The sequence below is a fragment of the Paenibacillus sp. 01T442 genome (assembly GCF_056398345.1).
Window position 1 is genome coordinate 73,569 of the sequence record NZ_JBFTPF010000024.1, and the last position, 10,855, is coordinate 84,423.

At 46.6% G+C, this 10,855-nt stretch carries 9 protein-coding genes; 2 read left to right on the forward strand and 7 right to left on the reverse strand.

What is annotated here, in order from left to right; translation table 11 throughout:
• Positions 1-85: 85 nt before the first annotated feature.
• From AC1DLM_RS19100 to AC1DLM_RS19120, 5 genes are all read right to left on the reverse strand, one after another.
• The gene (locus AC1DLM_RS19100; protein ID WP_477570861.1) at positions 86-1,216 is read right to left on the reverse strand and encodes a glycoside hydrolase family 88 protein; all 1,131 of its coding nucleotides are present in this window, start codon (positions 1,214-1,216) and stop codon (positions 86-88) included.
• Positions 1,217-1,264: 48 nt separating this feature from the next.
• Positions 1,265-2,677, reverse strand: coding sequence for a sulfatase family protein (locus tag AC1DLM_RS19105; protein ID WP_477570862.1), 1,413 nt, complete (start codon positions 2,675-2,677; stop codon positions 1,265-1,267).
• A gap of 7 nt (positions 2,678-2,684) precedes the next feature.
• Positions 2,685-3,563 (reverse strand): carbohydrate ABC transporter permease, encoded by an 879-nt coding sequence (locus tag AC1DLM_RS19110; protein ID WP_477570863.1) that lies wholly within the window; start codon positions 3,561-3,563, stop codon positions 2,685-2,687.
• Between the two features lie 34 nt (positions 3,564-3,597).
• Positions 3,598-4,488, reverse strand: coding sequence for a carbohydrate ABC transporter permease (locus AC1DLM_RS19115; protein WP_441987240.1), 891 nt, complete (start codon positions 4,486-4,488; stop codon positions 3,598-3,600).
• Positions 4,489-4,561: 73 nt separating this feature from the next.
• The gene (locus AC1DLM_RS19120) at positions 4,562-5,881 is read right to left on the reverse strand and encodes an ABC transporter substrate-binding protein (RefSeq protein WP_477570864.1); all 1,320 of its coding nucleotides are present in this window, start codon (positions 5,879-5,881) and stop codon (positions 4,562-4,564) included.
• A 128-nt stretch (positions 5,882-6,009) separates the two neighbouring features.
• Between AC1DLM_RS19120 and AC1DLM_RS19125 the strand changes: the two genes are divergently transcribed.
• The gene (locus AC1DLM_RS19125; protein ID WP_477570865.1) at positions 6,010-7,485 is read left to right on the forward strand and encodes a sensor histidine kinase; all 1,476 of its coding nucleotides are present in this window, start codon (positions 6,010-6,012) and stop codon (positions 7,483-7,485) included.
• 35 nt (positions 7,486-7,520) lie between these two features.
• Positions 7,521-8,207: a response regulator transcription factor gene (locus AC1DLM_RS19130; RefSeq protein WP_441987243.1), complete on the forward strand. Its 687-nt coding sequence runs from the start codon at positions 7,521-7,523 to the stop codon at positions 8,205-8,207.
• 268 nt (positions 8,208-8,475) lie between these two features.
• Here the strand turns inward: AC1DLM_RS19130 and AC1DLM_RS19135 are convergent, their stop codons facing one another.
• Both AC1DLM_RS19135 and AC1DLM_RS19140 read right to left on the reverse strand, forming a co-directional pair.
• On the reverse strand, positions 8,476-9,639 hold the full coding sequence (locus AC1DLM_RS19135; protein WP_477570866.1) for a serine hydrolase domain-containing protein: 1,164 nt from the start codon (positions 9,637-9,639) through the stop codon (positions 8,476-8,478).
• Between the two features lie 616 nt (positions 9,640-10,255).
• Positions 10,256-10,855, reverse strand: a 600-nt coding sequence (locus AC1DLM_RS19140) for a phytanoyl-CoA dioxygenase family protein (protein ID WP_477570867.1), incomplete at its 5' end; no start/stop codon positions are given.

The following is a 10,855-nucleotide window of genomic DNA, read 5'->3' on the forward strand; positions in this document are numbered from 1 at the left end:
GGATCGATAAATGTAGTAACTCTTTGATCAAAAAAGAAGAACGTACATTATATAAACTGTGCGCCCTTCTAGTTGTCTTCGCCTATTACTTCGTCTTCCGTTCGTACCAGTAACCTGGGATTCCGCGTTCCATACGCATCAAAGCTTCCAAATAGTAATAATCGCCCCAAATCATATAGTCGTCCAAGCCGTTATTACCTCTTACATGATAGGAACCGTGCTTCAGCAAGCCTTCCGCTTCTTCGCCAATGGTTGCATACTGGTTCACAAGGGAATTCATGGTTTGATTCAGTCCCTGCTGGATCCAGCTGCGATCTGCATCTTCTTCCGGAATAAGGTCTAGCAGTTCCAGCATTCCGCAAGCCGTGATGGCCGATGCCGAGCTGTCGCGACTCGTATTCGCCTCAATCGGCACGTTGAAATCCCAATAAGCAACATGATCTTCTGGTAAATGTTCAAGGAAATATGTTAACAACCGTTTAGCCGTTTGCAAGAAAGCAAGATCTTTCGTATATCGGTACGAAAGTGCGAATCCGTAGATCCCCCACGCCTGACCGCGCGTCCAAGTCGAGCCATCCGTATAGCCTTGATGGGTGCCTCCACCCAGTGGATCTCCGGTTTCCTTATTAAAATAAAACGTATGATACGAAGAATCATCGCCCCGTACCAGATATCTTCTGGACAGCTCCGCCTGTTTGTAGGCGACTTCGGCATATTTCGGTTGCCCCGTTACTTCGGATGCCCAATATAGCAATGGCAAATTCAGTAAGCAATCAATAATGATGCGTCCGCCATTTTTCTCATCGTTTTCCGAACCCCACGCTTGCAAAAATCCGCCTTGCTCACGCCATCTACCTAACAAATGATCTGCCGCTTGCAGAGCCAGATCGCGAGCACTCTCGTCCTTCTCCACGATCCATCCGGCTAATGCCGATAGTCCGTACAAGAAGCCGATATCGTGATGCTCCAAGCATACCTTCGCTTCCAGCCGCTGTTTAAAATCTGCAATATGCCGCTTTGCTTGATTTTGGAAGAATGTATCTTGACTGTACTCATAGCTCAGCCAAGTAAGACCTGTATGAAACCCTTCAATCCAATCTTCATTCGCAGACCAGGCATACCGCTTTTCATTGGTAATATGCGGAAAAGTGCCTGGATGCTGCTCCAAGTTCCGGCGAATTTTGCCGATTGCATCTTCAATTGCTTCACGCCACATCGCTGTCATCCTCTCTGTTTGCCCGTTTCCTCTTCGTTATGTCAACCCTCATGCCAGTTCAAACTTATCATTCGTACGATCTAACCAGCTTTGCAGTTCTTCCTCTAGTGACATCAGAAGATCCGTCTGTGGCCGCTCGCTAAACAGGGCAGGGTTGAGCTGATAAGGGTCCATTTCATGTTCATAAAATAAACGCTGCACTTCTGCGCCAGGGGCATACCCTTTATGCACGACATAGGTGTACTTGCTTGTGCGGATTCCCCGCCAGCCAAATCTCCGATTGTCTAGGCCCGCGGAGGCGAAGAGTTCAATTGCATCCTTTCTTCCGGGGAAGGCACAGATGAAGGCAGATGAAATGTCAGAATGGCTCGTTCCAAGCAGATCACCGGACAGATCGAGTCCTTCAACTGACGCAGGCACCGGTACCCCAGCAAGACCAAGTAACGTAGGCATAATATCCACACTGTTAAAAAGCATATCCGTGCTGCCCTGACCAATCGTGCCTCTCCAGCTCATCAAACAAGGGATCGCAATGGATTCCTCATGCCAGGAATGCTTGGCCATCAGGCCGTGCGAGCCCATAAGTTCACCATGATCCGACGAGAGCACGATCAGCGTGTTCTCGGCAAGTCCAAGATCTTGAATTTCCCTGTAAATTCGGCCGAACTGCTCATCCATCCCAGACACTGCTGCGAAGTAGTCACGTGTATACCGCATTAAGGCCTCATCGCCGCTCTCAAAAGGCTCGCCTGTATGCGCTGCAAGCTGCTGTGAGCTCACATTCGGACGCAAGCTCAATTCCCGTCCACGATAGAGCTCCTTGTAGCGTTCAGGTACAAGCTCAAATGGACTATGCGGCGGATTCCATGAGACAAATAATGCAAAGGGCTCTACGTTTTTTCCCATGCCTTTGGCCCGAATAAAGTCCAACGCCACATCGGTCTCATGCTCCAATGACCATTGCTCGACTTGAATCATTTCCGGCGTATCTTTCCAATAATGCGGTTTCAGATGATGATCATACGCACCGTACGAATACCAGAAATCAAAACCGTGCCGTTTGGGACCTGGCGGTGTATACGCATCCCACTCACGCGCACCAGATTCAGGCTCTGGACACCTACTCTGCTCAGGTAAATCCAAATGCCATTTACCGATATAACCCGTTTGATACCCCGCTGCCTTCAGCGCATCTCCGACACCTACCTCATCGGGACTCAGCATGACGTCCGCGCCGATTTTACAGTTCGTATAGACACCCGTCGATTGCGGATACTTGCCAGTCATGAGCGCTGCCCTGTGCGGCGAGCATAATGGCGTACAAGAGAGCGCATGGTTAAATACCAGACTCTCCTGTGCGAACTTGTCGATATTCGGTGTGATTACCGGATCTTCGCCAGTAAAACCAACAGCTTGCTTTCGCCATTGATCCGCAAAAATATAAATGATATTAGGCTTCATGTAGGGCTCACCCTTTAACCGCGCCTGCGGAAATCCCTTCGACGAAATGGTCTTGGGCCAAAAAGTAAATCAGAATGGTTGGAATAATGGCGCAAACCGCTGCTGCCATCAAGGGCCCATACTCCGTCGCATGCTCCGATTGGAAATGCTGCATGCCGAGCTGGAGCGTAAATAAGCTATCCGTATTCAAGTAGATTAATGGACCGAGGAAGTCGTTCCACGCATGCATGAAGGTAAAAATCGTTAAGCTGGCAATCGCCGGTCGAATCAAGGGTAGAATGACCCGTGAATAAATGCCGAACTCGCTTAGTCCGTCAATTCTGGCCGCTTCTGAGAGTTCTTCCGGAATGGCCATGAAGAACTGTCTGAACAAGAACACACCGAATGGACTAAAAGCTCCCAGAAGAATCAGTGCCCAATGCGAATCGATGAGCCCGATTTTCTTCATTAACATGAATTGAGGAATCATCATGACCTGATACGGCACCATCATCGTCGCCACATATAAGAAGAACAATTTATCCCGTTCAGGAAATTTCACTTTGGCGAACGCATACGCAGCCGTGGAACATGTAATAATTTGCAGCAACGTGGTAAGCACGGCAATTTTGATCGTATTCAAGTAATAGGTGAAGAAAGGAAGCTCCGTCCATACCTTGCTATAATTCGACCAGTAAAAGTGGCTAGGTATCCACTGAATTGGGAAGCTGAATATTTCTGCCTCCGACTTCACGGATGCGGAAAGCATCCAAAGGAAAGGAACAACCATGGACAAGGCAACAGCGATAACGACGAGATATAACACTGTTTTTCTCACTACTGCGCCAAGCTGTGGACGCTTCGACAGCCTCATAGTTAACTGACTTGATTCTAATTGCATACTCATGCTGGCTTCTCCTTTCTCTAAAGCAATCCGCTCGTTAGGAATAGTTCACCCAACGTTTCTGTCCTCTAAATTGAATCAACGTAATAATGAGAATAATCGTGAATAACACGTAAGCCATCGCCGAGGCATAGCCGTATTCAAAGCGTTGGAAGGCCGTATAATAAATGTCGTAAACCAGCATGTGCGTTGAACGACCTGGTCCTCCTTTGGTCAAGACGAACACAAGATCGAACACTTTGAATGAATTAATGATGCCCATAATCACCGTGAAGAAAATAACAGGCGACAGCATCGGCACGGTAATTTTGCGGAATTGTGCGACTTTGCCTGCACCATCGATTTCAGCTGCTTCATACAGATCCTTAGGAATCCCCTGTAAGCCTGCCAAGTAAAGTACCATGTAGTAACCAATGGAATGCCAGATACTGACGATAATCACGGAGACCAGCGCCCATTGTGTCGAAGCCAGCCACATAGGCGGATTATCGATCCCGATGCTTCTAAGAACCCCGTTAATGGGACCCATGGTCGGGTTATAAAGCAACTGCCACACGACGGCTACGGCAATCGTTGCTGTAATGTGCGGCAGGAAAATCGCCGTTCGGAATATTTTAACGCCTCTCAATCCTTTATTGAGGGCGACTGCTGCCAAAATTGCAAGGAACAATGTAACCGGGACGGAAACAGCTGTCATAATTAAGCTGTTGAGCAGTGAGATACGGAATGTTTCATCACGCCATAAGTGTGTATAATTCGATATGCCAGCCCATTTAATTTCGCCAAACCCATTCCATTCTGTAAAGCTCATAAGGAAGGAAGCACACACTGGCAAGCAAATGAAAATTAAAAATCCAAGTATATTGGGAAGCAAAAATGTATACCCTGTCAACCGATTACGTCGTAATGCTTTGCTTTTAACTTTCATAGTACTTCACCCCTATTGAAGCAATCGAGCTCCACCTTCATTCGGCGAAGCCCGACTGTTTCTGTTCTATGACTTATTTCTTGCCTGCTTTGTAATCCTTGGCATATTTATCTGCCCACTCAGAAGCAACACGCTGACCGATCTTTTGAATCGCTTGATCGACGGTTTGAGCGCCAGTTAAGGCCATTTCACCCTCTTGCTTGTAGACGTTACCCACCAAAATGTTTTTCACACCAGGCAGCAGCGGATATTCCGGATATTCCTTCTGTTCAACGAAGTAATGGATGTTTTTAGGCTTCAAGCTGCCGTCGCCAATATAGGTCTTGCGAATTTCATCATTGATAAAGCCTGTTAGGAAGCCTTTTGCTGCAAATTGCTTTGCGCCCTTCACTCCAGTCATGAATTGAACCACTTTAAACGCTTCTTCTTTGTGCTTAGAGTTTTTATTCACCATCAAGGATACTGGCGTGGCCAAGCTTGTATTGGCAGCAACACCATCCGGATGCGGAACCGGAACAACGTCCCAATCAAAGCTGATTTTCTTCTCAGCTTCTGCTTGTCTGAGCTGCGCCACATGCCAATCGCCAATCAGATTCATCGCCACATTGCCCTTCTGGAATGCGGAATTATAATGAGCAGATGTTGTAATTTGCTCTGCCCAGCCCATGATAGAGCCGTCTTTTTCCATGTCCATCCGGAATTGAAGACCTTTCTTGAAAGCCGATAAGTCTTTATCGATGATCGAAGCACCAGTTTGAACGCCTTGCATATACCACGTTTGTGCCCATGGATGTAAAAATGCGCCATAAATTTTGTTAGCGCCCTCACCTTTCGTCATTTTCTTCGCCAATTCACGGAATTCATTCCATGTCATATCTGCTTTCGGATAGGCGACGCCTGCTTGATCGAATAACGTTTTGTTATAGAACAGCATCCAGTTGGATTTACGGTAAGGAAGTCCGAATACCTTATCGTTTACTTTTAACGAATCGTAGAGCGGACCATAGCCAGATACGTCAATACCTGCTTTCTTTACATAATCGTCTAAAGGCTCTAAAATTCCTGTGTCCAAGAAAACATCCATGTTACCGCCGAACACATCGATATCCTCCCCTGTGGAGAGCTGCATGCGAAGCTTTTCGTAATACTGCGCTTGTGGAATCGTTTCGAATTGTACTTGAATATTCGGATTCTCTTTGCTAAAGTCTGCATAAGCCGTTTTAAACGTTTCCAAATCATCCGTAAGTACAGTTGCTTTCAAATTTACTTGTGCTGCTTTCGCATCCGGGGAAGTTGTATTTTTATCTCCCGTCGTTGTCCCAGCAGAGCCGCATCCTGCCAGCAATCCCATCAGTAATGTGCCAGTCACACCAAGCTTCAAACTTTTTTTCATTGGACACTCACCCTTTTTTTGATATGATTTGTTTGCGTTTTCTTAATTTGAATTATACGTAGATGCCAAGGAGTCTGACAGATGAATGTTTTATTCCCCCATTTGGCTGCTGAGAAGGAAGTGATCCCATGCTGTTCGTTACGTTAGTCCTGCTTATTTTCACCATTTTATTCACATACAAAAAGCTAAACCATGCGTCAACCCGCTTCATGTACGGCATTATTATCGGCTGGGTACTTTCATTCGTATCGTTCACGTTATACCTAAGTAAATTCAATTACTACTTCAATGTCATTCACAGTTTCTTTGATTTTAGCCCTGGCACATGGAATTACTTGGTTCTGACCAAATTTAACCCCAATTGGCTCATTCGCATGCTGAACGTCGGCGTAGGACTGTTCTACTGCTCGCTGCTTGGCTTTGCCATCGCCTTCACCCGCAGTCTTAGCCTTTCAAAGCAGCGGTTCGTTTATGGCGGCATCTCTCTCTTTTTTATCATCGAGACGGCTTATTATGATCCCGCTTTTCATCTTGTACTCAGCCATTGGATCAACAGCCTGCTGGTCTTGAACACGATCGAAAATGTCTTAATGAGCCTTCGTTACCTGATACTTTTTGTTGCTTTTGGCGTGCTCATCAACTATTATTTGAATTATCCGAAAATTAGGTTTATCAAAAACTTAACATTGTATCATGTTCTACTCTTTATTCCGCTCGTTGTGATCCATTTATTTATTTTCTCATGGGCCCCGAAAGTATTGGTCAAGGAAACGTATTTGAAAGGATATTTCAACTATCTGCAGCCACCCCTTGGCTATCAGTCGATCTTACTACCTGTATTTCCTTTTGCCATTTATTTAACACTAATCTTGATGATTTACCTGGTGTACAAATTTAACTCGATTGAGAATTACCGCAAAAACCGCGATATTCAAATCAATAAAAGCATCGACACGGCTACGCTCGGAACGCGTGCTTTTACACATGCCCTCAAAAATCATCTGATCGGCATACAGTCCGAAGCGACCTATCTGAAAGAACGCCATCAGGCGGACAGCGACTCCGTATATAGTCTTGACCTGATCTTACAATCGTCGCAGTCGGCACTCACCAGTATTAACGAAGCCGCAGACAAGTTGAAAAATATGAACCTGAATCTCCAGCCGATGTCCATCGATCTTCCGGTTGGGCAGGCTATTGCTCGGTTAAGCGAACAAGCTATTGGTTGCCAAGTCGACTATGTGCCTGACCTACTACCCGCTACTAGTTATATAGATTCCAGCCATTTGACTGAAGCCATCTATAACCTGCTCCTCAATGCTAGCGAATCCCTGCAGTTCCGGGATGACGGCCGCATTGTAGTCGAACGGAGTCAGCAGAACGGCTGGGCGCTTATCCGGATTGCCGATAATGGCCCTGGCGTTCCCGAGGAGCATCTGGAGGCGATTTTCGATCCTTTTTTTACCACGAAAGCATCGGTAAACAACTGGGGGATCGGCTTGTCCTACTGTCATAAAATCATCCTAGGCCACGATGGCAAGATTGTCGTAGAGAGCAAGAAAGACGTTGGAACGACCTTTACGGTGTTCCTGCCGATTATCTAAAGAATTAGACAGCTGACGAAAGGGAGGACTGCACAATGACACAACAACCTATCCGTATTCTCATCGCCGATGACATGGAAGCCCACCTCAGAAGGCTGGAAAGGACATTTGCCAAACATGATGAATTTGCCTGTGTGGCGCGTGCTTCATCGGGACATGATGCGGTAATTCAAGCAGCGCTTCATCAACCAGATGTGATTCTCATGGATATCGAGATGGAATCCCAGTTTGCAGGTATTCAAGCGGCGAAATTAATTAACGAAAAATACCCTCGGATGAAAATCATCGTACTCACCGTTCACAAGGATGAGAACTTCATTTTCGCCGCCTTCCAGACGGGCATCACCGACTATTTGCTCAAAAATGCTGCTGATGTCGAGATCATGGAAGCCGTGCGCTCCGCCTTCGTGAATGCTTCGCCTATCCGCCCGATGATCGCCGAGAAGATACGCGAAGAATTTGTTCGTGTGAAGCGAGTTGAGAGCTCCCTGCTGAATGTTATTCATATCATTTCGGAGCTTACACCCAGTGAATTACAAGTGCTAAGGCTGTTATGCGAAGGCAAGAAGCGGAAGCAAATAGCCGAAGAACGCTGCGTCGAGTATGAAACGATCAAGAAGCAGATCAATTCTATTCTTAAGAAATTCCAAATGCCCGATTCGACGATGGTTATCCAAACGATTAATGATTTGCGCATTTTTGAAGTTATGAAGAAGCTTTAGGGGTACCCGCGCGCCTACTGAATCGTGATATCTCTTATAATCTCCKGACCTTGCCGAAGATACGGAACGTGGTTCCCTTTCACAGCACTTTAGTCCTCGCAAGCGCGAAATCGATTAATATGGGACGGCTAGTCCCTTACCGCGCTCACCCATCAGTACAATGTTGGATAACAACGGACTTAATGGACCAACGTGTGGCGCTCCCGTTATTAGGTTTAATCTAAAAAAGAACCCAGCCAATGAGGCTGGGTCCACAAGAATTTCCGCCCTAGCCCAATGCCCCATAAATCGCTGCTCGCAATCGGGGATGTATGTAGGGCTCAAGGCTCGGAATCATCTGCTGCATGTACACGACGGACAGTTCTTCCTTCGGATCAATCAACAAGTACGACCCAGCAAGGCCCGCCCAGCCGAATTCACCAATGGAGCCGTTAATGCCACCGGCTGCAGGATCGTTCATGACACGGACGCCCAAACCATACCCGTAACCCCGCAACTGCTGCCAGTTATAATCCTTAAGCTGCTGCGGACTTAAATGATTAGTCGCCATCAATTGAATCGTCTTCGGACTAAGAATCCGCACCCCTTCATGCTCCCCGCCTTTCGCGAGCAGCTGAGCAAACCGGCTGTAATCCCCAATCGTCGAAAGCAGGCCAGCTCCGCCGCTTTCATTACGGCATCCGGCTTGGTAACGTGAGTCCATCCTTGTTGTCGGCGTAAGCGTGCCATCTTCTGCACGATCGTAGATGGCGCAGAGACGATCCCGCTTGTCCTCCGATATTCGGAAAGATGTGTCTGTCATCCCTAGCGGATCAAAAATTTCCTTCTGCAGAAACTCTCCGAGTGTTTGTCCAGACAGAACTTCGATCAATGCGGCTAAGACATCGTGACTTGAACCATACTTCCAGCGTGTGCCAGGATCGAAATCCAGCGGAACGGACGCCAATGCTTTGGACAAAGACCGCATATCCTCTGTCGCATTCTCGTTCTCCATGATGATGCGGGTTTTCCGTTCGGTCTCCGTGCCGTCTCCACCGTAGGTAAGTCCTGAGGTCATCGTGAACAGATCTTTGATGAGAATCGGACCCGCTGCAGGAGAGATAGACTTGGTGCCATATTCATTATCTCGGTGCACCTGCTGATTTTTGAACTCCGTCAGGTATTCCTCCAATGGATCGTTAAGCAAATAAAGCCCTTTCTCATACAGCATCAGTGCCGCTACGCAAGTGATGACCTTCGTCATCGAATAGATCCGGTAGATCGAGTCTGGCGTGATCGCTTTCTTCTTCTCCAAATCCGCATAACCTAAGGTTTCGTTGTAGATGACTTCTCCTCGCTGCACAACGGTACAGGCGCAGCCCACCGGTCCCTTTTCCATAATACTTTTAAGAAGTGGCGTCAATCGTTCTTCAAGTCGTTTACTTGTGTTCATTTTTGCTATTCCCTCCTAGGAACGTTTTTCCACCAAAATCAACCTACTACGACAACAACAAAATCTTCTCAGCTGTTAATGCTTTATTACCATCGCTATATACTTTCGATAATTGCCATATTTTTCATTCTAGCTTTTTTTGGCTATGGCTACAATTCTAAGTTTTCAATCTTGTTTTTACAGGTGTACCTAATCGCCACACGTGTTTGCAAGTTTAGAGAGGCAAGTGTGTAAGATAGTTGTACTAACTGGAAAACATACAGCTATTTACGAGAAATTTCCTCATAAATTCGATTTAACTGGAAAACATGTAGGTAAAACTGCCTCTTTTGTTCAAATCGTGTTAAATGGTTACGATTAACTACAGGTTTTCCATCTATTCTGCTTTTGCTCGGAAAATMCCATTATTTAACTGGAGAAAATCCATCTATTCATCTGGCRCAYAGGGGAATTACGTAACTCCCATCCCATTAAATCACACGCATGTTTCACGCAGCCGATCAGCCATCCATAGATATGTCGTCCATAAATCACTCACTGGCTCATTCGTAAAGGGATAATCGGCTGTTGCCTGGCGGACCAAACTCATGTGAGACTTGAGGGCACTGCAATCCCCTTATTTGGAATGGCCCTTCGGTTTCTTACCGCTCCATCTTTCGTCTACCTTCTCGTTCATCGACTGATACCTCGCATCTACACTGATCCGGTATTGATTCGTCGTATTTTCGAGAGAACAGTGCATCAAGAACATGCCGAAGATGAGCACATCCCCTGCCTGAAATTCCGTTGTTGCCCATTTACCACCAAATTTCTCCGTTATGAACAGCGGATCGTCTGTATAGTGATTAACCCCATCACGATCAGAATCCTTGGAGCCATAGGATGCCTTCAATTTCTCGAATCGATGTGAGCCGAGGCAAATGGCTAGACCGCCCATCTCATAAGGTACGTCTCCCAGCGGGGACCATACCGTATAGACATTCTGGGTTCCTCTCCCCATATACACAATATCATAGTGCGCCCCTGTAAAATCACCTTTCCCAACGGCTCGCAGCCACTTATAGTGATAGGTTAACGATTTGTCTCCAAGAAACTCATCAAAGAAGCGCATAATATGGTCGCCATTCAAGACGTTCAAGAGTGCAGGCAAATCTTCATTCGTGCCCCCCATGAAAATGGTTTTGCTGCCATCGGCCATCACACCCTCTTCAAGCTG